Source organism: Mycobacterium sp. NGS24, from assembly GCF_059813065.1.
On the sequence record NZ_JCALDW010000001.1, the window covers coordinates 92,159 to 113,870 of the forward strand.

23 protein-coding genes and 1 tRNA gene are annotated in these 21,712 nt (G+C 65.6%); 20 read left to right on the top strand and 4 right to left on the bottom strand.

The annotated features are described in order from the left end of the window. Positions 1–142: 142 nt before the first annotated feature. A complete protein-coding gene (locus tag AC5Y6Y_RS00415; protein ID WP_499928873.1) occupies positions 143–631 on the bottom strand; it encodes a glutathione peroxidase in 489 nt (162 codons plus the stop codon). 42 nt (positions 632–673) lie between these two features. Between AC5Y6Y_RS00415 and AC5Y6Y_RS00420 the strand changes: the two genes are divergently transcribed. The 3 genes from AC5Y6Y_RS00420 to AC5Y6Y_RS00430 all read left to right on the top strand — a co-directional run bounded on the left by AC5Y6Y_RS00420 (position 674) and on the right by AC5Y6Y_RS00430 (position 3,324). Continuing rightward, on the top strand, positions 674–1,540 hold the full coding sequence (locus AC5Y6Y_RS00420) for a TPM domain-containing protein (protein WP_499928875.1): 867 nt from the start codon (positions 674–676) through the stop codon (positions 1,538–1,540). Between the two features lie 134 nt (positions 1,541–1,674). Further along, positions 1,675–2,118, top strand: a complete 444-nt coding sequence (arr, locus tag AC5Y6Y_RS00425) for an NAD(+)--rifampin ADP-ribosyltransferase (protein WP_499928877.1) — start codon at positions 1,675–1,677, stop codon at positions 2,116–2,118. A gap of 375 nt (positions 2,119–2,493) precedes the next feature. Further along, entirely contained in the window at positions 2,494–3,324 is an 831-nt protein-coding gene (locus AC5Y6Y_RS00430; RefSeq protein ID WP_499928879.1) for an LLM class F420-dependent oxidoreductase, read from the top strand. Between the two features lie 22 nt (positions 3,325–3,346). Here the strand turns inward: AC5Y6Y_RS00430 and AC5Y6Y_RS00435 are convergent. Further along, positions 3,347–3,420 (bottom strand) — tRNA-Cys (locus tag AC5Y6Y_RS00435). Between the two features lie 80 nt (positions 3,421–3,500). On the opposite strand from AC5Y6Y_RS00435, the gene AC5Y6Y_RS00440 reads away from it, so the two are divergent. Then, the gene (locus AC5Y6Y_RS00440; RefSeq protein WP_499928881.1) at positions 3,501–4,073 is read left to right on the top strand and encodes a hypothetical protein; all 573 of its coding nucleotides are present in this window, start codon (positions 3,501–3,503) and stop codon (positions 4,071–4,073) included. 12 nt (positions 4,074–4,085) lie between these two features. Beyond that, complete coding sequence (locus AC5Y6Y_RS00445; protein WP_499928883.1) at positions 4,086–5,036, top strand: TIGR03564 family F420-dependent LLM class oxidoreductase; 951 nt, start codon at positions 4,086–4,088, stop codon at positions 5,034–5,036. Here the strand turns inward: AC5Y6Y_RS00445 and AC5Y6Y_RS00450 are convergent. Further along, a complete protein-coding gene (locus AC5Y6Y_RS00450) occupies positions 4,992–5,957 on the bottom strand; it encodes a LysR family transcriptional regulator (RefSeq protein WP_499929318.1) in 966 nt (321 codons plus the stop codon). The two genes, AC5Y6Y_RS00445 and AC5Y6Y_RS00450, sit on opposite strands and share 45 nt — an antisense overlap. Positions 5,958–6,048: 91 nt before the next feature. On the opposite strand from AC5Y6Y_RS00450, the gene AC5Y6Y_RS00455 reads away from it, so the two are divergent. From AC5Y6Y_RS00455 to AC5Y6Y_RS00490, 8 genes are all read left to right on the top strand, one after another. Continuing rightward, positions 6,049–7,329, top strand: a complete 1,281-nt coding sequence (locus AC5Y6Y_RS00455) for an aromatic ring-hydroxylating oxygenase subunit alpha (protein ID WP_463824683.1) — start codon at positions 6,049–6,051, stop codon at positions 7,327–7,329. Beyond that, entirely contained in the window at positions 7,326–7,649 is a 324-nt protein-coding gene (locus AC5Y6Y_RS00460; RefSeq protein WP_463824682.1) for a hypothetical protein, read from the top strand. Before AC5Y6Y_RS00455 ends, AC5Y6Y_RS00460 begins: the two co-directional genes overlap by 4 nt. A gap of 5 nt (positions 7,650–7,654) precedes the next feature. Beyond that, complete coding sequence (locus tag AC5Y6Y_RS00465) at positions 7,655–8,485, top strand: TauD/TfdA dioxygenase family protein (protein ID WP_499928885.1); 831 nt, start codon at positions 7,655–7,657, stop codon at positions 8,483–8,485. After that, the gene (locus tag AC5Y6Y_RS00470; protein ID WP_463824680.1) at positions 8,482–9,354 is read left to right on the top strand and encodes a TIGR03619 family F420-dependent LLM class oxidoreductase; all 873 of its coding nucleotides are present in this window, start codon (positions 8,482–8,484) and stop codon (positions 9,352–9,354) included. Before AC5Y6Y_RS00465 ends, AC5Y6Y_RS00470 begins: the two co-directional genes overlap by 4 nt. Before the next feature lie 111 nt (positions 9,355–9,465). Beyond that, entirely contained in the window at positions 9,466–12,036 is a 2,571-nt protein-coding gene (locus tag AC5Y6Y_RS00475; protein ID WP_499922759.1) for a SpoIIE family protein phosphatase, read from the top strand. Beyond that, the gene (locus AC5Y6Y_RS00480) at positions 12,036–12,356 is read left to right on the top strand and encodes an STAS domain-containing protein (RefSeq protein ID WP_463824678.1); all 321 of its coding nucleotides are present in this window, start codon (positions 12,036–12,038) and stop codon (positions 12,354–12,356) included. The genes AC5Y6Y_RS00475 and AC5Y6Y_RS00480 overlap by 1 nt, the downstream gene beginning before the upstream one ends. 4 nt (positions 12,357–12,360) lie before the next feature. Next, on the top strand, positions 12,361–13,044 hold the full coding sequence (locus tag AC5Y6Y_RS00485; protein ID WP_499922762.1) for a GAP family protein: 684 nt from the start codon (positions 12,361–12,363) through the stop codon (positions 13,042–13,044). 70 nt (positions 13,045–13,114) lie between these two features. Next, entirely contained in the window at positions 13,115–13,330 is a 216-nt protein-coding gene (locus AC5Y6Y_RS00490; protein ID WP_463824676.1) for a DUF3072 domain-containing protein, read from the top strand. 26 nt (positions 13,331–13,356) lie between these two features. Here AC5Y6Y_RS00490 and AC5Y6Y_RS00495 read toward each other — a convergent pair whose 3' ends face one another. Beyond that, complete coding sequence (locus AC5Y6Y_RS00495) at positions 13,357–14,139, bottom strand: sensor domain-containing protein (RefSeq protein WP_499928887.1); 783 nt, start codon at positions 14,137–14,139, stop codon at positions 13,357–13,359. 76 nt (positions 14,140–14,215) lie between these two features. Between AC5Y6Y_RS00495 and AC5Y6Y_RS00500 the strand changes: the two genes are divergently transcribed. The 7 genes from AC5Y6Y_RS00500 (at position 14,216) to AC5Y6Y_RS00530 (ending at position 21,675) form a co-directional block, all read left to right on the top strand. Further along, a complete protein-coding gene (locus tag AC5Y6Y_RS00500; RefSeq protein WP_499928889.1) occupies positions 14,216–14,815 on the top strand; it encodes a MerR family transcriptional regulator in 600 nt (199 codons plus the stop codon). Beyond that, complete coding sequence (locus AC5Y6Y_RS00505) at positions 14,812–17,646, top strand: DUF4349 domain-containing protein (RefSeq protein ID WP_499928890.1); 2,835 nt, start codon at positions 14,812–14,814, stop codon at positions 17,644–17,646. The genes AC5Y6Y_RS00500 and AC5Y6Y_RS00505 overlap by 4 nt, the downstream gene beginning before the upstream one ends. 58 nt (positions 17,647–17,704) lie before the next feature. After that, positions 17,705–18,208, top strand: a complete 504-nt coding sequence (locus AC5Y6Y_RS00510) for a hypothetical protein (protein ID WP_499928892.1) — start codon at positions 17,705–17,707, stop codon at positions 18,206–18,208. Further along, entirely contained in the window at positions 18,201–18,812 is a 612-nt protein-coding gene (locus AC5Y6Y_RS00515; protein ID WP_463824671.1) for an RES family NAD+ phosphorylase, read from the top strand. Before AC5Y6Y_RS00510 ends, AC5Y6Y_RS00515 begins: the two co-directional genes overlap by 8 nt. Before the next feature lie 48 nt (positions 18,813–18,860). After that, positions 18,861–19,688 carry a hypothetical protein gene (locus AC5Y6Y_RS00520; protein WP_499929320.1) on the top strand — a complete coding sequence of 276 codons (828 nt, stop codon included), beginning with the start codon at positions 18,861–18,863 and terminating at the stop codon, positions 19,686–19,688. 430 nt (positions 19,689–20,118) lie between these two features. After that, positions 20,119–21,051 (top strand): SAM-dependent methyltransferase, encoded by a 933-nt coding sequence (locus AC5Y6Y_RS00525; protein WP_499922780.1) that lies wholly within the window; start codon positions 20,119–20,121, stop codon positions 21,049–21,051. 144 nt (positions 21,052–21,195) lie between these two features. Beyond that, on the top strand, positions 21,196–21,675 hold the full coding sequence (locus AC5Y6Y_RS00530) for an ATP-binding protein (RefSeq protein ID WP_499922781.1): 480 nt from the start codon (positions 21,196–21,198) through the stop codon (positions 21,673–21,675). Positions 21,676–21,712 lie beyond the last annotated feature (37 nt).

A 21,712-nucleotide genomic window follows, 5' to 3' on the forward strand; every position in this document is an offset into this window, starting at 1 on the left:
CAGGCCGCCGCCGACCTACCGCGACGGGGAGTTGCGGCTGTCCTTCGTCGTGACCAACATTCAGCAGAATGGCTCCATTCCGAATCTGATGTTCGTCAATGGGGACGGCAACCGGGGGTTGTCCAGTCCATCCGCGACACCGCTAGCGGGGAAGCACTTTCTCGATAGCGCTGATGACCTCGGGCGCGTCCGGTTCGGTACGGGGCCGAAACCGCTTGACCACTTCACCGTCCGGTGCGATCAGAAATTTTTCGAAGTTCCACTGAATGTCGCCGGCGTTGCCTTCGGAGTCGGCGGTCTTGGTCAGCTCGGAGTAGAGCGGGTGGCGGTTCGCGCCGTTGACGTCTGTCTTTTCCAGCAATGGGAACGTGACCCCGTAGGTCGTCGAGCAGAATGTCTGAATTTCTTCGGCCGTTCCCGGCTCCTGGCCCATGAACTGATTGCAGGGCACGCCGACGACGGTGAGCCCCCGGTCGCGGTAGTCCTTGGCCAGCTTCTCCAACGCCGCATACTGGGGGGTGAGTCCGCACTTGGAGGCGACATTCACGACAAGTGTTGCGCCGTTGGACAATTCGGTGAGCGTGGCCGGCTTGCCATCCAGGGTGGTCAGGGCGATATCTTTGAGGGTCACGTCGACGACGCTAACACCTGGCCCGCGGGCTAGATTGCCCGTATGCGCATTGTTCGCCTGTTCGCTGTCGTCCTGTCGATCCTCACCACAGGGTTGTTGCTGAGCACACCGGCCGGCGCGCAACCGCCGTCCAGGCTGGCTGATCACATCACCGACAACACCGGAGCGCTGACAGACTCCGATCGCGCGGCGGTCAGCGCCGCGATCGACCGGCTCTATCGTGATCGGCACATTCAGTTGTGGGTCGTTTACGTCGACAACTACTCCCGGTTCAAACCCGAGAACTGGGCCGACCAAACCCGCGGCGCCAGCGGCATGGGCCGCAATGACGCACTGCTGGCCGTCGCCACCAACACCAAGCTGTACTCGTTCACCGCGCCGAGCCTCTCGGCCGGTGAATTGAACAGCCTGCAGAGCGACCGGATCCAACCGGCAGTGATCGCGAAGAACTGGAGCGGCGCCGCGCTCGCCGCCGCTGACGGGTTGAGTAAATCCGCAAGTCCGGCGCAGCGGAACTGGCTGCCGTGGGTGATCGGTGCCGGCGTCGCCGTGGTTCTACTTCTGTTGGTATTGCTGATTATTCGGGCGCGACGGCACCGGCGGTCGGTTACCGCGGGCGGGCAGATGCCGGTGGACGGTTCACTGGGGCAGGCGCTGTCCACCGCCGACGCTCGTTTGCGTCAGATCTCGGACTACGTCGCCAAGCACCGCGCGCACATCGGCGCCGAAGCCCAGGGCCGATTCGAAGAGGCGAAGCGTTGCCTTTCCGCGGCGCACGACAAGCAGGCGAGCAACGAGCAAGAAGCAATTGCCTACGCCAACCGCGCGTCGACACTGGCCGCTCAGGCGCAGACGCTGGCCAACTCCGACGTGCTGGGGGTGCCCGGCAAGCGACGTCGAACTAAATAGCCGCCGGGCGTCACGGCGCGCTCGGCATCCCGAACGCCTGCTCGGCTGGTTCGAGCGGGACCTGAACTGACCGAAGGAGTTGGCATGCTTGAACTCTCGCTGCACCACGATCCGCTTCTCGTTCTCGGCGCCGAATGAGTGAGCGCGGAGTGTCGCACCCGCCGAAGCCTTTCGAAGTGTACGAATCCGGGGCGCTCCTGCACGGCACCAAAGCCGATCTCGCGGTCGGTGATCTGCTGGTGCCCGGACGTCGGTCGAACTACGACCCGAATCGAATCATGAATCACGTCTACGTGACCCGAACGTTGGACGCCGCGGTGTGGGGTGCCGAACTGGCGCAGGGGGAGGGGCCGGGCCGTATCTACCTGGTAGTGGCCCAAGGCGCTCTCGAAGACGATCCGAACGTCACGGACAAGAAGTTGCCCGGCAACCCGACTCACTCTTACCGCACCCGTGAGCCCGTGAAAATCATTGGCGAACTTACGGATTGGGTGGGGCATCCCGCCGAACAGCTGCAAGCCATGCGCGACGTCTTGGCCGACCTGCGCCGGCGCGGGCTTGACGTCATCTACGACTGACTCTGTCTGACGTCGGCTGTGCTGCCCGACCGGAGTCGCGCGGTTGGGGACCGAACAGATCAGTGCCCACCTCAGCGCGACTTTCCCAGCTATGCGCGACATTCGCACGTCGCCACGCTCGGCTTGGCTGCGACGATCAATTGTCGCGCTTGCGTGGGAAAGTCGCTGTGAGGTGGGCTTCGGGGTGGGTATCTCCGCACTGTTACGCCTGGGGCGGATGTGACCCGTGGTACCTAGCGAAGCCACGTACGTTCTACGTGCCGGCACCGAAACCCCTGGCCACACGGTTTCGTCCCGCGCGCAGCTGGAGCCTGCGGGGAATAAATGGGCGGCCTTGGTGGGCTGCACACTCAGAATCGAGTGACAGGAGTAGCAATGAAGTTCGGGATCGCCACGTTCGTCAACGACGACAGCATCGACACGGTGTCACTGGCGCGCGGCATCGAAGAGCGCGGATTCGAGTCGCTGGTGGTCGCTGAACACACGCATATCCCGGCCAGTCGCCAATCGCCCTACCCGCTCGGGGGTGACTTGCCGTCGATCTACTACCGCACGCTCGACCCGTTCGTCACGCTGGCCGCAGCCGCGGCGGTGACGTCGAAGATCGAACTGTTCACCGGCATTGCGCTGCTGATTCAACGTGACCCGATCATCACGGCCAAGGAAGCTGCGAGCATCGACCTCATTTCCAACGGCCGCTTCGTGTTTGGCGTCGGCGCTGGCTGGAATCTCGAGGAAATGCGCGACCACGGCACCGACCCGAAGACCCGCGGTGCTCTGCTGGACGAACGCATCGAGGCGATCAAGGCGCTGTGGACCGACGAACCCGCCGAGTATCACGGCAAATATGTGGATTTCGAACCGTCGTACAGTCGCCCCAAGCCCGTGCAGCAACCCCACCCGCCCATCTTCATCGGCGGCGACTCGGATGCCACTGTAAAGCGCGTGGTGCGGCATCAAGCGGGCTGGATTTCCAATCCCTTCCCGATCGACCGCATCAGCCGACGGGTCGACCAATTGCGCGACGCAGCCTCGCACGACGTTCCACTGGCGATGTTCGGTGCGCCGCAGGATCCCGAATATTGGCGCGCTGCAGACGAATTGGGATTCGGGCAACTGGCGCTGTTGTTGCCGACCAAACCGACCGACAAGTCGCTGCGCCTGCTCGACGAATACGCCGAACGGGTGGCGCAATACCGCGGCTAGACGCGTGTGCCACGCCGAACCTTGGAGCGAGTGACGGGATTCGAACCCGTGTATACGGCTTTGCAGGCCGCTGCCTAGCCGCTCAGCCACACCCGCGCACCCCATGACCGTGCCAGACTGCTCGCCAACTGCCCAGGGTTTGACTCGCCCGAATCATTTCGGTCTAGCCTGCCCTTGTGAAGTCATTCGCGGCCGGCCCGGTCATCCGCCGCCAACTGAACATCTACGACTTCCGGGGCTGGCGCGGCTGGGCCGCTTTCTTGTTGGATTACACCTGGGGCGCCGCGGGCACCGCGCTGGGATATGGCCTGCAACTGGTCAACGAGGTCACGCCGGATTCCGGATACGATGCCGTGCTCAGCCGGCGCGCCGGCGCTCATGTCTACCGCGGCGGCATCGGCATCCCCGGCTTTGTCACCACGTTGGGCAATGTCACCACCAGCCTGGGCACCGGTCCGGAGGCAGACAGTCTGATGCTCGATCACGAAATGGTGCATGTCTGGCAGAGCAGGGTCTTCGGCCCGTTGTTCCCGCTCAGCTACGCCGGCTGGATGGCCGCCGGATTCGTCGTCGCTACCGGGTACTGGCTGTTCCACCGAAACCAGAACTGGTACAGCCTGGTCCAAACAGCGGGCTATTACGACAATCCGTGGGAGGTGTGGGCCTACGCCAACCACCGCAACTGGCCACCGCCGGGCGCTGACCCGACGCTGCTCTGGTGCACAACAGGCGCACTCGAGCGCCGGTGAGGAGGACATTCGATGCGCCTCGGACTGATGGTCGGTTCCGACAAAGAGCGGACCCGCGCCGACCGCCTGGCGGGCCTGCTGGCTGATGCCTCAGCCGCCGAGGCGGACGGCTTCGCCTCATTCTGGATGCCGCAGGTCCCCGGCTATCTGGATGCGATGACCGCTGTGGCACTGATCGGTCAAGTGACTGCACGCATCGAACTGGGCACGGCAGTCGTCCCGATCCAGACGCGGCATCCGATGATCATGGCGCAGCAGGCGTTGACCACCGACGCCGCCTGCAACGGCAGATTCACCCTCGGTCTGGGCCCGTCGCACCACTGGATCATCAGCGACCAACTCGGGATGCCCTACGACCGGCCGGCCCGTCTGGTGCGCGACTACCTCGACGTGCTGCACGCGTCATTCGCGGGACCCGGACCCGTGCAGATCGTCAACGACACCTACCGGGTCAACGCTTCTATCGACGTCGCGGACACACCTGGGATGACGGTTCTGCTTGCCGCACTGGGCCCGACGATGCTGCGGCTGGCCGGCGAACGAGCTGGCGGCACCATCCTGTGGATGGCCGACGAACGTGCCATCGGCGACTACGTCGCCCCCCGAATCACTGCCGCCGCCGAAGGACGTCAACCGCCGCGCATCGTGGCCGGCATCCCGGTCGCCGTGTGTGAGAACAGCCGCGTCGACGATGTTCGCGCTTACGCCAGTGAGATCCTCGGACACGCGGATTTCTCCCCGAACTACGTTCGACTGCTCGAGCAGGGCGACGCCCAGGACGTCGGCGACACGATGGCCGCAGGCGACGAAGCGGCCGTCGTCAAACGGCTGAACAGCTACCGGGACGCCGGCGTTACCGACCTGGCCGCCCGGATCGTCCCGCTCGGTGACGATCCCGCATCCAGGACCGAATCCCGGCTACGAACCCAACGGTTCCTCGCGTCCCTGTGCCCCGAACTCTAGATCGCGGCTGCGGGCGATGTTCTCGGTGATGATTTGGCAGGCCGTGTCGTAGAACGCGCTGATCAGGGTGGAGAACGACAGCTCGAACGGGTAGATCATGTGCACCGGCAGCGGGTCCAACGTCCACTGCGGCAGGATCGGCACAAGGCTGCCCTCGCGCAGTTCCGCGGTGCAGATGATCTGGGTGGGCATGGCGCCGACGCCGAGGCCCTGCCGAATGTACTGCTTGCACACCTGAAAGTTGTTGGCGCGGGCGCGAACTAGCGGGGATAGTTCGCAGCGCTGCTCGTCCCTGACCACGGTGAGCTTGCGCGGTCCGCCGAAGCCGAAGTCGATGAAGGGCAACTCGTTCAGCTGGGCCGGGTCGGTGATGGGCGCACCGAGTTCAGCCACGAAGGCGGGTGCTGCGCACAGAAACAGTTCAAGGTCGAACACTTTGCGTGCGATCAGTGTCGAATCCTGCAGTGGCCCAGGGCCGAACACCACGTCGAAACCGTCTCTGACCGGGTCGACCATGGTGTCGACCAGCCGTATGTCCAACCGCGACTGCGGATAACGCTGCAGAAAGCTGGCGCCCACCCGGGATGCGTAGTCGATGCCGACGAACACCGGTATCGCGACGCGCAGCTCACCCTGTGGTTCCTGCCTGCTCGCTTCGACCAGGGCGCGTACGCCGTTGGCTTCGCCGAGAATGTTCGTCGCATGGGCGTAGATCTGCTCGCCGAGGTCGGTGACGGTGAGTTGATGGGTGTTCTTGCGCAGCAGCTTGATGCCGAGGTCGGATTCCAGCTTGGTCAACTTGCGGCTCACGGTCGACTTCGGCATACCCAATAAGGCGGCTGCCTTCGACAGGCTGCGACTCTCCACGACCCTGCCGAAAATCAGCAGGGCATCGAGGTCGAAGGTCAGGTTCTGCTCCATGGGTTCGTTCCAACTATGCAACAGGGTGTTGCGCTTTTGCATCTGTTTGGAGCATTTCGACAGCTGTTACCGTCGGCGCGAGGAGGGCCTCATGAGTCACAACAGCCTGGTGACCAAACCCGCAAGCGGACACTGGACCGACGCCTACCCCGAACTCGGGCGCGGTCCGGTCTCGCTGGAAGACTGCGTGTCGACAGAGTTCTACGAAAAAGAACGCGAACACATCTTCAAGAAAACGTGGCTCTACATGGGCCGCGTCGAGCGCGTCCCGCGTTCGGGCAGCTACTTCACCCGCGAGCTCAGATTTCTAAACACCTCGATCATCATCGTGCGGGGCAAGGACGGCGTGGTCCGCGCTTTCCACAACATCTGCCCGCACCGTGGCAACAAAATGCTGTGGGAGGACGATCCCTTCCAAGAGGTGTCCGGCCGCGCGCCGTTGCTGTACTGCCGCTTCCACGGATGGCGTTATAAGTTGGACGGCACGCTGCACGCGGCCACCCGCAAGGATCTGCTGCTGGACTTCGACGCCGACAGTTGCCGGGTGCCGGCGGTCCAGTGCGAGGTATGGGAAGGCTTCATCTTCATCAATCTCAACCCCGATAACACCGAGTCCCTGCGCTCCTACCTCGGTGAGCTCGCCCACGGCATCGAGGGCTACCCCTTCGAAGGTCCGCACCAGGTCTACAAGTTCACCGCCGAATTGCAGTGCAACTGGAAGATATTCGTCGATGGCTTCGCGGAAAGCTACCACGGCCCGTATCTGCACGCGACCTCATTCGGCAGCGTCACCGCGGAGGCCAGAGACGCCCTGGACAAGCCCAACCCGTTTACCGACGCGCTGGCCTATCAACTGAACGGCCCGCACCGGATGTTCTCCTTCTCCGGTGAGCCGTCGCGAAAGACGGAGTACTCCAAGCCAATCGAATGTGTGATGGAAGCCAGCGCGGCTGGGCCGTGGAACAAGAAACTCGATCGGGGTCCGATGCCGGAGGGCATCAACCCCACCAAATCCGAGAAATACGGCTTCGATTCGTTCCAGTTCTTCCCCAACTTCGTGATCATCTTCGGGTCGTCGGGATTCAGCACCCATGCACACTGGCCGACGGGTCCGCACTCGCACATCTTCGAGGCCGAGATGTACTACCAGCCACCGACATCGCACAAGGAGCGACTCGGCCAGGAACTCACCGTGACCTACCTCAACGACATCATCCTGGAAGACGCCAGTCCTTCCGAAGGGTTGCAGGCGATGCTCAACAGCGGTGTCCTCACGCATTTCACGATGAACGACGAGGAGATCTTGTTGCGGCATCTGCACAAAGTGGTCGGCGACTATGTCGAGGCCGGCGAAAAGGCAAAGATCAAGTGAAAAGCATCCTGCCGGAGGGATTCTCACATCTGGAACATCTGGTGCCGGAGTGGGCGATCGAAGACGGGCACCAGCGCTACGTCAAACGGGTGAGCAGCTCGATGGATCAGATCCGGACGTTCTATGACGAAATCTTCCCGTATGCCGAAGAGGCGGTCGCCTACGTCGACAAGTTCGACTACGCCGAGGAGTTGCCCGAAGACGTCGCGAACCTGCGCAACCTGCTCTATTCGCTGATCACCGTCTCGCTGGCCGTCGAGTTGTGGAAGCAGCCGCGGGTCAAGCATTCGGCCACCACGATCCTCACGAGAGTGAGCTGAAGCTCATGGGCCTCAGCTCCGCGCAGCTCGAAATCGTCGACGTGACAACGACGATCGGCAGCGAGATCAGAACCGACCTCGACACGCTGCTCAGCGGCCGCGAGACCGCCTCGATCCGCGAGATCCTCGAACAACGCGGCGTGGTGTTCTTCCGCGGGCTGGACATCGGCGACGAGCAGCAAGTGGCTATCGCCAACACACTCGGCACTGTGGTCGCCAACGAAGGTCAGGGCGGCATCAACAAGATCTCACTCGACGAGAAGGTGAACCAGCGGGCCAAATACCTGAAGGGATCCATGTTTTGGCACTTCGACGGTTCCCTGCAGCCGCTGCCGAATCTGGCCACGCTACTGCGGGCGGTCACGCTCTCCGACACCGGCGGCCAAACCGAATTCTGCAACACCTACGCGGCCTACGACGACCTGCCGGAGACAGACAAGCAACAGATCGCGCAACTGCGCGTCGTGCACAGCGCGGAACGCTCGCAGTACTACGTGACGCCGGAGATGAGCTACACCGAAGTGGCATTCTGGCAACAGTCGTCCACCAAGACCTGTCCGCTGGTGTGGACCCATCAATCTGGCCGCAAGTCACTGCTGCTGGGCGCAACCGCCGATTACGTCCTCGGATTGTCGGTCGAGGACAGCCGCGCGTTGCTTGCGCGCCTTCGTGATTGGGCCACCCAGCCCCAGTATGTCTACCAACACCGGTGGCAGCCCGGCGATCTGCTGATCTGGGACAACACCGGCACTATGCACCGGGTGCTGCCCTACCCGGAGGACAGCGGTCGCCTGATGCACCGCACCATCCTGGCGGGCGAAGAGCCGCTGCGGTGAAACTCGGCATCGCCACCCCGGTCGTCACCAATGTCGGTGGGGCGCCGCTGCAGTGGGAGAAGGACGCAGGTATCCAGGAAATCGGACGGGTCGCAGAGGTCGCTGACCGACTCGGCTACCACCACATGACGTGCAGCGAGCACATCGGGCTGCCCTCGACCGAGACGGCGCGACGCGGCGCGCGCTACTGGGATCCGCTCGCCACGTTCGGCTACGTTGCGGCGCGCACCACGCGGATCCGCTTCGCCACCATGACCCTGGTGCTCGGCTATCACCACCCGCTGGAAATCGTCAAGCGTTACGGCACACTCGATCACGTCAGCGCGGGACGGGTGATCCTCGGGCTGGGCGTCGGGTCCCTGAAAGAGGAGTTCGACCTGCTGGGCGCCCCGTTCGAAGACCGCGGCGCCCGCGGCGACGACGCTTTGCGCGCACTGCGAGTCGCGCTGCCGAGCAACGAACCCACCTATGCAGGCGACTACTACTCATTCCGCGGACTGACGGTCGACCCGTGTGCGCTGCAGCAGCACCTGCCGCTGTGGATCGGCGGCCGCACCCGACGCTCCCTGCGGCGGGCGGTCACCCTCGCCGACGGCTGGTGCCCGTTCAACGTCTCCATCGAGACAGCAGCCCAGTGGCTGCCGAGGTACGAACTACCCGCCGGCTTCGAGGTCGTCATGCCTGCCGAGCATCCCCTCGATCCCGTCGCGAAACCGGACGCGACAGCGGAGACACTGCTGGCCCTGGCCGCCGGTGGCACCACCACAGTGTCGGCGCGCTTCGTCCATCACTCGCTGGAGCACTACCTCGAGCAGCTGCATGCGCTGCGCGAAGTGCAGCGGGCGGCGTTCGGCGCCGACGACGGGTAAGCAACCCGAGTAGTCGATTACTCACCCGCTGCGACTCGGCTCGGGGCCCCGTGCGCCACGACGATTCAAGCGTTGAGCAAGAACCACCCACCCAGGGTTTAGGTTGTTTCTATGACCAACCACCGGGGAGAAGCTGCTCTCGCCTGGCTGGGACGGCGTGACCTGGTTACCCGCATGCATGAACAGCTCGATGAGCTGGTGGCGGCACGGGACCAGATGGAACAACTGGTCCGGGTCATCGTCGAGATCGGTTCGGATCTGGACCTGAACGTGACGTTGCACCGGATCGTCAACGCGGCGATGGAACTGACCGGCGCCCCGTACGGGACCCTCGCTATCCGCGCATCGGATGAAGCGCTGACAACGTTCGTGCACAACGGCCTCGACGACACCACCGCGCGGCAGCTGGGCGCCCTGCCGGTGGGCGAGGGTATCCGCATCGACGACCTGGGCACTCACCCGCAGGCCGGTGCCCTAACCGCCTGCGACCCGCCACTGCGGGCACTGCTCGCAATACCCATCACAGTGCGGGGCGTCGACTTCGGCAGCCTCTACCTCGCCGACGACCGGCCCGGCCGGGTGTTCAATGACTCCCACGAAGGTGCCGTGTGGGCCTTGGCCTCCGCCGCGGCCGCCGCCATCGATAACGCGCGACTCTTCGAAGGGGAACGTGAGTCGGCGAAATGGACGAAGGCCAGCCGCGAAATCACCACCGCGCTGTTATCCGGCGACCCGCAGACGGGCCCGTTGCAGCTCATCGTGAACAGAGCGCTGGAGCTGGCCGACGCCGAGCAGGCGATTCTGCTGGTCCCGGGGGAGCCCGACCTGCCGGCCGACGAGGTGGACACGCTGGTCGTGGCCGCTACCGCCGGCCGGTACGCGTCGGAGGTGATCGGTCGGCAGGTCCCGATGGAAGGCTCCACCACCGGTGGCGTGGCGCGGCGCGGCCTGCCGTTGATCACGGATTCCTTCGCCTACCCGATCGAGGGGTTCACCGACGTCGGCGAACGCCCGGCGATCGTCATGCCGTTGATCGCCCAGGACGCCGTGCTGGGCGTGATCGCGGTCGCCCGGCACCCGCAGCAGCCGCAGTTCGGCGCCGACTATCTCGACCTGGTGAGTGACTTCGCCCGCCACGCGGCCATCGCCTTGGCCCTGGCAGCCGGCCGCGAACATGCGCTCAACCAGGAACTTGCGCAAGCAGACACCCTCGACGACGCACTTCGCGCCGCGGCTGAGGAGTTGCGCCGGCAGTGGCGCGCCCGTCGTGTCCTGGCGGTCACCTTTCCCGCCGGCAGCTCCCAGCCAAACCCCGGCTACATCCCTCAGGTCGTGGCGGTCGGTGAGTCCGTGCAGTGGGCCGATCTTCCGGCGCGCACCCGCCAACTGCTGAACGCGTTACGCGAGGGCGACCTGCTCACGCCGAACACCACCGAGCCGGGTACCGCAGGCATCGCTCTGCAGCATCCCGAGGGCGTGCTGGTCGTCTGGATCGATCTGGACGACCGTCGACGGTTCACCCTCGAGGACCAGACGCTGCTCACGGTGCTGGCCGGTCGTCTCGGACAGGGCCTGCAGCGGGTGTACCAGGTCGACCAGCAGCGCGAGACGGCCCTGGCGCTGCAGCACGCGATTCTCGGACCGGCCCACCTGCCGGGCGGATTCGTGGTGCGATACCAGGCCGCCAGCCGGCCCCTGCAGGTCGGTGGCGACTGGTACGACGTCGTCGAGCTGGACGATGGTCGCATCGCGATGGTGGTCGGCGACTGCGTGGGCCACGATCTGACCGCCGCGACCGTGATGGGTCAGGTGCGCAGCGCGTGTCGCGCGCTGCTCTTCGACAACCCCAGTCCCGCCGCCGCCCTGTCCGGGATGGACCGCTTCGCTGCGCGGCTGCCCGGCGCCCAGTGCACCACCGCCGTGTGTGTGGTGCTCAACCCCGGGACCGGTGAGTTGGTGTATTCCAGCGCCGGCCATCCGCCGCCGATCCTCGTCCATGCCGATGGCACCGTCCAGATCCTCGACGATGGGCACACCATTGCGTTAGGGGTGCGACGCGACTGGTCTCGTCCCGAAGCGTCCGTGATCATGCCGGTCCGTTCCACACTGGTGCTCTACACCGACGGTCTGGTTGAGCGCCGCCGCGTCCCGCTGGAGCACGGTATCGCCGAGGTCGCCGCCGTCGTGCAAGGCGCCCAAACCGCCGAGCTGGATCAGCTGGCCAATGAGATCATGTCCCGCGTCGAACCGACGGGTGGTTATCAGGACGACGTCGTCCTGCTGCTCCACCGCCACCCGGCCCCGCTGGAATTGAAGTTCCCGCCCGATGCCAGCCACCTGGCGCCGACGCGTAGCGCTCTGCGCCGCTGGTTGACCAGTACCCGCATGCGTCCAGAGCAGACCACGAACGTGCTGATCGCCGCCGGCGAAGCCGTCTCCAACGCCATCGAGCACGGCCACCGCAACGATTCGCCGGGCACCATCTGTCTGGATGCGGTCGCGCTGGTCGACGAAGTGCAATTGACCATCACCGACACCGGTTCCTGGAAACCCGCCACCGAGCCGTCGGTCAAATCCGAGCGCGGACGCGGAATCGCACTGATGCGACGCCTGATGCAAGAGGTGACCATCGACACCGACAACGCCGGAACCATCGTCCGCCTATCTGCGAGGATTGCCTGATGTCCACCCTGCTGACCCTCGATACGGCGCGCACGGACGGCGGAAGGCTGGTGCTGCTTGCGGTGGGGGAGATCGATCTGAGCAATATCGATGCTTTCAACCAGGCTTTGGCCAATGCAACCGGCCAAGCCGCGGAGGAAAAGCTGACCGTCGATCTCAGTGCCGTGGAGTACCTGGACAGTGCCGCGATCAACGCGTTGTTCGCCCATGCCGACGACATTCATCTCATCGCCCACCCCCTGCTGATGTCGGCCCTCACCATGAGCGGTCTGGCCGAACTGGTCAGCATCGACACCGCTTCTCCGGCAGCGGAAATCTGACGCATTGTGGATCACCATCCTGGTGATGGCCCTGGCCGTCAGCCTGGAACCGTTCCGGATCGGCATGACGGTGCTCATGCTCAACAGACCGAAACCGACCCTGCAGTTGATCGCGTTCCTGTGCGGCGGCTTCGCCATGGGAGTCACCGTGGGTCTGGTCGTGATCTTCGTGCTGCGACGACGGGTAATTGCCGCTGGCCATCTCTCCTTGCCCAACGTCCAGGTCTTTCTCGGCGCATTGGCCGTGCTGGCCGCCGCTGTGCTGGCCGCGACCGTTCTCTGGCGTCGCGTCCGTGGCCCGGCCGCAGATGCTGACCGGCGTGAGTCCATCGTCCAAAGACTGCCGGCGCGGGTTCGGCAGCTCCTGAACGGCGAAGCGCTGTGGGTCGCGACGGTGGCCGGGCTGGGGATCGCCCTGCCGTCGGTGGACTACCTGGCGGCGCTGGCCGTCATCCTGGCCTCCGGCGCCGCCGCGATGACCCAGGTGGGCGCGTTGTTGTTGTTCAACGTCGTTGCTGCTGCGGCGGTGGAGATATCGCTCGTCGCCTGCTTGCTGGCGCCGGATGCCACCCGCCGAACGATGACCGCAGTGAACAACTGGGTGGGCTCGCGGCGGCGCCTGGAAGTCGCCGGTCTGCTTGCTGCGGTGGGGTGCGTCCTGCTCACCGTGGGCGTCGCAGGGCGCTGATCAACGCCCAAACTTCCGATGTTTCGAACAGGTGTGCGACGGCTATCCCTCTCGGCGGAGGTGGGATGACATGAACGAAGAGAGCCGACAGGCGCCGCTGGAGAACGCGGAGAAGGATACGTCCGAGTGGGTCACCGGAGATGAGCCGATGACCGGAGCCCAGCGCAGTTATCTGGACACGCTCGCCCGGGAAGCCGACTACGACGTACCAGATGAGCTGACCAAGGCGAAAGCCTCGGACCTCATCGACGAATTGCAGCAGCAGACGGGCCGCGGCTCACGCTGACGAATCCGGTTGATTCGCAACGATGTTCACGAGGTCGACCTGAGCAGTTCGGCAATTTTCTTGAGGCGCTTGGCGACCAGTGCCTCGAGGTCCACGGATCGGTCGGGGGAGCAGCCGACGATCTCCGAAATCACATTGGCTTTGGCGATCACGGCGAATTCGCAAGTCCATTGCTGCCCGGCCAGGTTGGTGATCCACTGTGCAACATCGGGCGGACTCTGCATCAACGGCGTCGGGTTGACGGTGCTCTTGCGTCCGCTGTCACCCCAGGCGGTGACGGGGTGATGGCAGTCGGTCACGGTTTTGCGCACCGAGTTCAGGAAATCGGCGGCGTTGAAGGTGGCCGGATAGGTGGCCGAAACCTCCAGCAGCTGATGCTGGTCTAAGCGTCGGTCCTGCTGGGTGCGGGCTTCGCGTCCGGTGTACGTCGCCGGGAACAGGGGATAGCGGCCGAAGCCGACCACCCCATGACATGCCGCTGGATCAGCGCCGATGAACAGCGCCGATTGCATGTCCTCCTCAGAAAGCGGATTGCCGGGCACCACGGAAAACGACCCCGACGGCGTCAACAGGTCGTCCAGTTGCGACGGCTGGATGGGTCCGCTCGACGATGTCGAGCCCCGCTCGGCGACCTTCGCAGTGCCCGGTACGACGTGGCTGCACCCAGCTAGGGCGACACTGCACACGAGCACCAATCGGACAAGACCCGGCGCTGTCCGCTGTGGGTGGCGTCGGGCGGGCGAATCGCGACCGTCGGCAGCAGGCACGATCGGCTCTCCTTCGCAGAACGTGAATGGCCTTCCTAGCATCCACCATGCGAATCGGAAATTCGCGACCTGAGCGCCAACATTGACAGTGTAACGCTAACAGTGTCACTATCAACTCATGCCCGACAGTCCGTCGTGGACCCTGGATGAGCTGGTCGGCCGGGTGGCCGCCGCGCTGGACAGTCCTGCATACCCGGGTGCGCGCAACGGGCGGGTCCGCGACCTGCCTGATCGACGGGTCGTGCGCTGGTACACCACCACCGGGCTGGTGGACCGGCCGGCCATGCAGGGGCGTAACGCGGTCTACACCACCCGCCAACTACTCCAGATCGTCGCCGTGAAAAGACTGCAGGCACAGGGATTTTCACTGGCAGACATCCAGGCCGAGCTGGCCGGGGCCGGCGAGGACAAGCTGCGGGCCATCGCCGGCGTGCCCGACCATCTGCTGGGCGTGCAGGCAGTATCGACACCCACGCCAGAGCCCGCCCGCAGAGCCCGGTTCTGGGCCGAACCGCCCCCCGAGGCCGCAACCAACGGCACAAGCGATGCCGAGGTCACCACGCTGACCGCGGTGAGGCTGCCCGGTGGCACGCTGCTGCTCGTCCCCGGTCAGCCTGACCACGACGACATCCACGCGATCCGGGCGGCCGCCGCGCCGCTGATGCAACTGCTGGCCGATCGCGGTCTGCTGGCCCTTGATGAACGGAGCTCATCATGACCGTCCCCAACGTCACATCAGCGACCGCGGCGCAGCGCGCCGACAGCCCCTCCGGGTTGGGCGCGCTGCGCACCGAGCGAGGCAACCTCCCGCTCGATCGCATCGACGTGCGGGTCGAGATCACCGGGCTCACCAGCCAAATCGAGGTGCGCCAGGAATTCGTCAACACCTTCGACATTGCGCTGGAGGCCAGCTACGTCTTCCCACTGCCCGCACACGCCGCGGTCACCCGGATGCAGGTGACGGTCGACGGCCGGCCCGTCGCCGCCGAGTTACGTGAGCGGGAGGCTGCTCGCCGGGCCTACGACGACGCGGTCGCGGCGGGCCGGGCGGCCGCCATCACCGAGGAGGAGCGACCGGACATCTTCACCATGCGGGTCGCCAACTTGAAGCCGGGTGAGCGGATCGGCGTCGCGATCACGCTGGTCAACCCGCTGAGCTACCGGGACGGCGAGGCAACGCTGCGCATTCCACTCGTCGTTGCGCCGCGATACGTGCCCGGCAAGCCGCGCACCGGCCTCCCGGTCGGCGACGGCTACGCCGATGACACCGACGCGGTTCCCGACGCGTCGCGCATCACCCCGCCGGTGCTCTTGCCCGGATTTCCCCATCCGGTTGCACTGAGCATCGAGGTCGGGATCGATCCCGCCGGTCTGGATCTGTCCGAGGTGCGCTCCAACCTGCCCACCGTGGCCTGCGACGATGGACGCTTACGGGTGCAGCCCGGTGAACGAGCTGACCGGGACTTCATCCTGCGGTTGCGTTATGGCACCGACGACCACACCGCGACGCTCGTCCTGGTTCCCGACGCCGACGGTGACGAGGGCACCTACCAGCTCACCGTGTTGCCGCCGGACGACGGCACACCGCGGCGTCCGCTCGATCTGGTGCTGGTGCTGGACCGCTCCGCCGGCATGGCCGGATGGAAGATGCCTGCCGCGCGGCGGGCCGCTGCACGCATCATCGACTCCCTCCGCAGCGACGACCGGTTCGCGGTGCTCACCTTCGCCGACCGCTTCGACCACCCGCAGGGCTTCCCCGACGAACTGGTCGAGGCCAGCGACCGCAACCGGTACCGCGCCGTCGAGCATTTCGCCCGCGTTGATGCCGCCGGCGGCAAGGACCTCCTCGCGCCCCTGCGCCATGCACTCGAACTGCTATGCGGGACTGCGGATGCGCGTGACGCCGTCGTCGTCCTGGTCACCGATGGACACGTGGGCAACGAGGACCAGATCCTGCGCGGCGTCGCCGATGACCTGAGCGCGGTACGGGTGCATGCGGTCGGCATCGATCAGGTTGCCAACGGGGGATTCCTCGGCCGGCTGGCCGGAATGGGCGGCGGCAGCGCCGAATTCGTCGAAAGTGAAGACCGCCTCGACGAGGTGATGGAATCGATTCACCGCCGCGTCCAAACGCCCGTCGCGTACGCGCTCACCCTGAGCGCCGAGGGGTTGGCGACCATCGACGACACCGCCAGCCCGGCCCGGCTACCCGATCTCTATCCGGGCATCCCGCTGGTGGTGGCCGGCCGGTACCGCGGGGATGCGACGGGGTCGCTGACGGTCAGTGGTGTCAGCGGTTTGGGCGAGGCGTGGTCCAGGACTGTGACGGCAGAGCGCTGTGACGCCGTCGGGGTCACCGCCCGCTGGGCGCGGGCGCATCTGCGCGACCTCGAGGATCGGTACGTCTCAGCATTCGCCGGCAACGGTCACGGCTCGCGCCTCGAACTGGCACAACGGATCGTCGACACCTCGGTGCGGTTCGGCGTGCTGTGCCGGTTCACCGCCTACGTCGCCAGCCGAGAAGGCCGGGTGATAGCCGAGGGGCAGATCCCGCACCGCGTGCTGCAACCCGTCGAAGCGCCGGCCGGTTGGGACCGGGTCGCCGACTCAGGTCTTCCCGTCGCGATCACGTCCAGGTCCGCACGCGAGCCCCGAACAGTCAAGCTGCGCAACGTCATTGCGGTGGCGGTGGCGGGCCTGCTGGTGCTGGCTACCGGATGGGTCTGGTCGCTCGGCCGTGAGGACTCCGCCGCCGCCACGCGCAATGGCGCGGTGGCAGGCAAACCCGCGCCGTCCACGATGGCGGGCCGGCCGGCGATAAGAGGTGGAATAGCGGAAAACACCGTCGTCCCGGCACCTTTGGGGTCACCAGAAGCCCCGCAAGATTTCTCCACACCCCGCGATGTCGTCACCAACGGATCGCTGCGGCTGCGGGTGGCCGAACCCGCGGCGGCCGCCGACCGACTGGTGTCGTCCGTCAGCGATGCCGGTGGACGGGTCGACTCCCGAGCCGAGCACTCGACGTCGTCGTCACCGATGGTTGATCTGGTGTTGCGCATCCCGGCAGACAAGGTGGATGCCATCTTGGCTGACGCCAAGAAACTCGGTGCAGTGCAATCGATGTCGATCCGCTACACCGATGTCACCACGCAGCGGGTGGACCTGGATGCGCGCATCGACGCGTTGCAAACCTCCGTCACCCGGCTGCTGGAACTGATGGCGAAGGCAACCAACACCGCCGACCTGCTCTCCGCCGAGTCCTCACTGACGCAGCGGCAGGCCGAACTCGACTCACTCAAGGCTCAGCGCACCGCGCTGCACGACGACGTCGCCTACGCCACCATTACCGTCAACCTCTTGGCCGAGCCGACGGTGGACCGTGCCGGTTTCCTCGGCTCGCTCGAACGTGGTTGGCATTCCTTGCTATCGACCGCTCACCGCGCTGTGTTGATGGTCGGATTCCTCATCCCGTGGCTGGCCGTGCTGGCGGTGCCGGTCGTGCTCGGGGTGGTGGTGGTGCGCCGCAGGTATTCCCGCCCGCCAGGCTGAGCGTGTTTCAATTGTTTCAATTAGCGGCGGTTCGGATAGGATGGGTTGCATGTCTCCGATGAGCACGCTCGTGAGCCAGGTCGAGGAAAGAGTTCGGCGCGATCCCGATTTCGCCAAGCTGCTCGACGCCATGCTGGGCGCGCCGACCTCGCCCATGGGGGAGCTGGAACGTGCCGCCGCCCGCACGCTGAACAACGAACGCCGCCAGGGACTGATGGACGACTTTCGGGCCGGGGCCATCTCCACGCGCGAAGTCCAGTCGCGCCTGGGTTACGAGACGCCGCAGGCGGTGCACGAGTTGCGCCGACGCGGCAAAGTGCTCGGCGCGACGGTCGGCAACAACACCTGGTTCCCGTCCTGGCAGTTCGCCGATGGCCGGTTGCGCACCGACCTGCCCCAGATCCTGGAATTGCTCGCGCGATTCACCTCCGACGCGGTGGCTGCTGACCGCGTCATGCGCATCAGACGCGACGAGTTGGCGGGCGCGTCGATCTCCGAAGGTTTGCGCCGCAAGAAGACCGCCGCCACGGCATGGCAGCTGCTCGCCGCCGTCGGTGCCTAGCGTTGCGGCCGGGTATCGCGGCCCGTTGCCCTGGCAGCGACCGGCCGGACTGGCCAGTCGCACCCTGTCCGCCGGCGTCGTGTTGTGGCGGGTCGAGGCCGCCGAACCTGCGCAGTGGACCTGGGGCGGATTTCCCCAGCCGCGCTTCAGGTTCGACCCGTCGTCGGGAGGATTCCGTACCCGCTACGCCGCGACCGCCCACGAAGGCGCCTTCCGCGAGCGCTACCGCGACACCGGACGGGTGATTCCCGCTGACCACGTCGATCAGCACGTGGTCCGTCTGGTCTCGAATCGACCGTTGCGGATTCTCGACCTGCGGACCCAACGCAACCTGGATGCCCTGGACGTCGACGACCAGATCAGCACGGGGCAGCAGGCCCGCGTCTGGCAACAGTGCCATCAGCTCGCCGACGCCGCCCGACGCTGGTGGCACGATCTGGACGCCATCGTGTACCGCTCGCGAACCACGCCCGAAACATCCACCAATTACGCCTTTTTTGCGCACGACGCGTTCACGATCGAGTCATGGTTACTCGCGGATCGCACCGATATCCTGGTCGACTTGGTGCTTCGGCATGACTTCACTGTCGACTGGGAGCTTTGAATCGTGACCGCAACCGCGTCGCGGCTGCGCACTGCGTTGCGGGCGATCGTGCGCGCTTCGGCGTCTCGCCCTTATGCGGCCCGACGCGCCGCGCGGGACTTCGCCAAACCGCTGTTGCCGGCGGTGTGGGCCGAGATCCGCTGGGCGTTCCAGCCGCCGTGGACCTGGTTGTCCGGCGTGGTCGCCAACCTCGTCCTGGCTGCGGTGTGGTTGCTGGTGCAACCGCTGACCACCGTCTACGAGCACCACTCCACCCGTCACTTCCATCACCATCAGCTCGACTGGGTGGTCCTGGTCAGCACCTATTTCTCCTCGTTCGTTCTCGCGGATGTCACCACCACGAATCTTCTTGGTGCCGACCACTTTCGGGTCACGAAAGGGTTGTCCGACGGGGTTGCGCTGTGGCGGGTCCTGGTAATCAAGAATCTGGCGCTGATAGCGATCGTCGGGATACCGACCCTTGCGGTGGCGGCGGCGTTGACGGTGTGGAAGGAGGGAATACCCCAACTGGCGATGACGATTCCGAACGTCGCGGTGCCCATCATGTCTTGGATTGGCGTGGGCAACGTCATCTCGGTGCTGCATCCGGTCTCCGTCGAGCCCCTGTTGCGGCGCTGGCGGCAACGCCACAATCTGCGCCGCAGCATCGGCTGGCTGACGGCGATCACCCTTCCCTACGCCCTCTACTACGTCGCCGACCCGATGGACGGCGTCGAGCACCGCTTCCTGTGGACCCAGATTCCGGCCGCGATCGGACCGGTGTTCGGGCGCGACACGAAAAGCTTTGTCCATCTCGGCATGGCGCTGCTGGTGTGGGTGATCGGGACTTCGGCCGCGGTGGTCTGGGCGCGCAAGCGCGGCCTGCGATTCGGGTGAGGTGAGAAACCGTCCGGTACCGCCTCTTCCCTCGAAGGTCCCGGTAGGAGGACAATCGCTCGTTACCGGTTGGCATACAGGAGGTGGGTGATGAACCGTTCTGTGCGGCGTTTCGCACTCGGCGCTGTCGCCCTGACGACAACGATGGTTCCGGTGGTGATCACTCCGGCGCCAAGCCGCGCCGACGACTGCGCACCCGGTTGGGCGTGGAGCGTGGAACTGAATGAATGCGTGTTCGTGCTGCCCGCAGTGAACGGCGTAGGAGGGCCGGGTGGTCCCGGCGGACCCGGTGGACCCGGCGGGCCCGGGGGTCCAGGAGGTCCCGGCGGCCCGGGGCGACGCTGACGCTGCACCTCCGCGCCGGCCGGTTATTAACCTAGCTAAGTGTTATACTGGCTAAGTATCACCGGTTGGATGAGGGGAATGCTTCGTGCCACGTACCGACAACGACACCTGGGACCTGGCCACCAGCGTGGGCGCCACCGCCACCATGGTGGCCGCGGCCCGCGCGATCGCGACCAATGCCGACAACCCGGTGATCGACGACCAGTTCGCGGAACCGCTGGTCCGCGCCGTGGGCGTCGACTTCTTCACGCGCTGGGTGTCCGGCGACCTGGCCGCCGCTGACGTCGACGACGACGAATCGAGCTGGAAGCTCGAGCACATGCCGGACGCCATGGCCGCCCGCACCCGATTCTTCGACGGGTTCTTCCAGGACGCGGTGCAGGCCGGTGTCCGGCAGGCGGTCATCCTGGCCTCCGGGTTGGATGCCCGCGCCTATCGGCTGGACTGGCCGGCGGACATGACCGTGTTCGAGATCGACCAGCCAGAGGTGATCGCGTTCAAGACCACCACCCTGGCAGGCCTGGGCGCTGCTCCCAAAGTCGACTTGCGCACCGTCGCCATCGACCTGCGACAGGACTGGCCCACCGCGTTGCGCGAGGCAGGCCTGGACACGAACCGGCCGACGGCCTGGATCGCCGAAGGACTGCTCGGATACCTTCCGCCGGAAGCGCAGGACCGCCTGATGGACAACATCACCGCGCTCAGTGCGTCGGGCAGCCGGTTGGCGGTCGAAGCCATCCCGGACCGGCCCGAGCGCGACGTCGAGCAGGCGCGCGAGATGATGCGCCGGTCCACCGCCAAGTGGCGTGCGCACGGCTTCGAGTTGGACTGGGAGAACCTCGGCTTCGAAGGCGAGCGCAAGGATGTCGCCGAATACCTGCAACGCCTGGGTTGGCAGTCCAGCGGCACCCAGATGAGTGAGTTGCTGGCCGAGCACGGGCTGGACCTGGTTCCGCAGGCCCACGACTCGGTGACGATGGCCGACACCATCTACTACACCTCGGTCCTGACTAGGTGAGCGCACCGCGCCGGCGTCAAAAGCTGAGCTGACCGGCCCTTCGGTGCCCGGTCGGTGATCGAAACCGTCGGGTCACGCCCTAAAGCACTGGGGGACTGATCACATCAGGTGTATCCGCCCCACCTATGGGGTAGCCCACAGGCCGTGAGCGGTACGACGTCCAGCGATCAGGTCGGTTTCAGTGAAGCCGACCAGCTCTGGCTTTCGCACACCGGGACCGCTGACCCGCACACCGTGGCGATGTTCCGGCGCGACCTGAACGACTGGCTGAGCCGCAACCTGGAACTCGACGAGGACCGCTCGGCCGACATCGTGCTCGCCGCGGACGAAGCCCTGTCCAACTGCGCCGATCACGCGTACCAGGTCGTCGAGCAGGTCGGCAGCATGACGCTGCAGATCACCTACAGCCCGGTGACCACCGAACTCAAGGTCTGCATCAGCGACTACGGCCGGTGGATCGAACCCAATCCCGCGGCCATCAACGCGGTACGCGGTCGCGGCATCATGTTGATGCGCTCGTTGGCTGACGAGTGCTTTATCGACGGCGGGCAGGCTGGCACGACAGTCTGTCTGCGTTTTCACGGCTGTCCGCCGAATAGCTACGTGCTGAGCCAAGCCAGCTGACATGCGGCGTGAACCCGGGCAGATGCCCACCCTGGTC

Coding starts and splice junctions, on each gene's coding strand:
- AC5Y6Y_RS00420 (WP_499928875.1), top strand. CDS start 674: ATGCGCATTGTTCGCCTGTTCGCTGTCGTCCTGTCGATCCTCACCACA.
- arr (WP_499928877.1), top strand. CDS start 1,675: ATGAGTGAGCGCGGAGTGTCGCACCCGCCGAAGCCTTTCGAAGTGTAC.
- AC5Y6Y_RS00430 (WP_499928879.1), top strand. CDS start 2,494: ATGAAGTTCGGGATCGCCACGTTCGTCAACGACGACAGCATCGACACG.
- AC5Y6Y_RS00445 (WP_499928883.1), top strand. CDS start 4,086: ATGCGCCTCGGACTGATGGTCGGTTCCGACAAAGAGCGGACCCGCGCC.
- AC5Y6Y_RS00450 (WP_499929318.1), bottom strand. CDS start 5,957: ATGGAGCAGAACCTGACCTTCGACCTCGATGCCCTGCTGATTTTCGGC.
- AC5Y6Y_RS00455 (WP_463824683.1), top strand. CDS start 6,049: ATGAGTCACAACAGCCTGGTGACCAAACCCGCAAGCGGACACTGGACC.
- AC5Y6Y_RS00465 (WP_499928885.1), top strand. CDS start 7,655: ATGGGCCTCAGCTCCGCGCAGCTCGAAATCGTCGACGTGACAACGACG.
- AC5Y6Y_RS00475 (WP_499922759.1), top strand. CDS start 9,466: ATGACCAACCACCGGGGAGAAGCTGCTCTCGCCTGGCTGGGACGGCGT.
- AC5Y6Y_RS00480 (WP_463824678.1), top strand. CDS start 12,036: ATGTCCACCCTGCTGACCCTCGATACGGCGCGCACGGACGGCGGAAGG.
- AC5Y6Y_RS00490 (WP_463824676.1), top strand. CDS start 13,115: ATGAACGAAGAGAGCCGACAGGCGCCGCTGGAGAACGCGGAGAAGGAT.
- AC5Y6Y_RS00495 (WP_499928887.1), bottom strand. CDS start 14,139: ATGCTAGGAAGGCCATTCACGTTCTGCGAAGGAGAGCCGATCGTGCCT.
- AC5Y6Y_RS00500 (WP_499928889.1), top strand. CDS start 14,216: ATGCCCGACAGTCCGTCGTGGACCCTGGATGAGCTGGTCGGCCGGGTG.
- AC5Y6Y_RS00505 (WP_499928890.1), top strand. CDS start 14,812: ATGACCGTCCCCAACGTCACATCAGCGACCGCGGCGCAGCGCGCCGAC.
- AC5Y6Y_RS00510 (WP_499928892.1), top strand. CDS start 17,705: ATGAGCACGCTCGTGAGCCAGGTCGAGGAAAGAGTTCGGCGCGATCCC.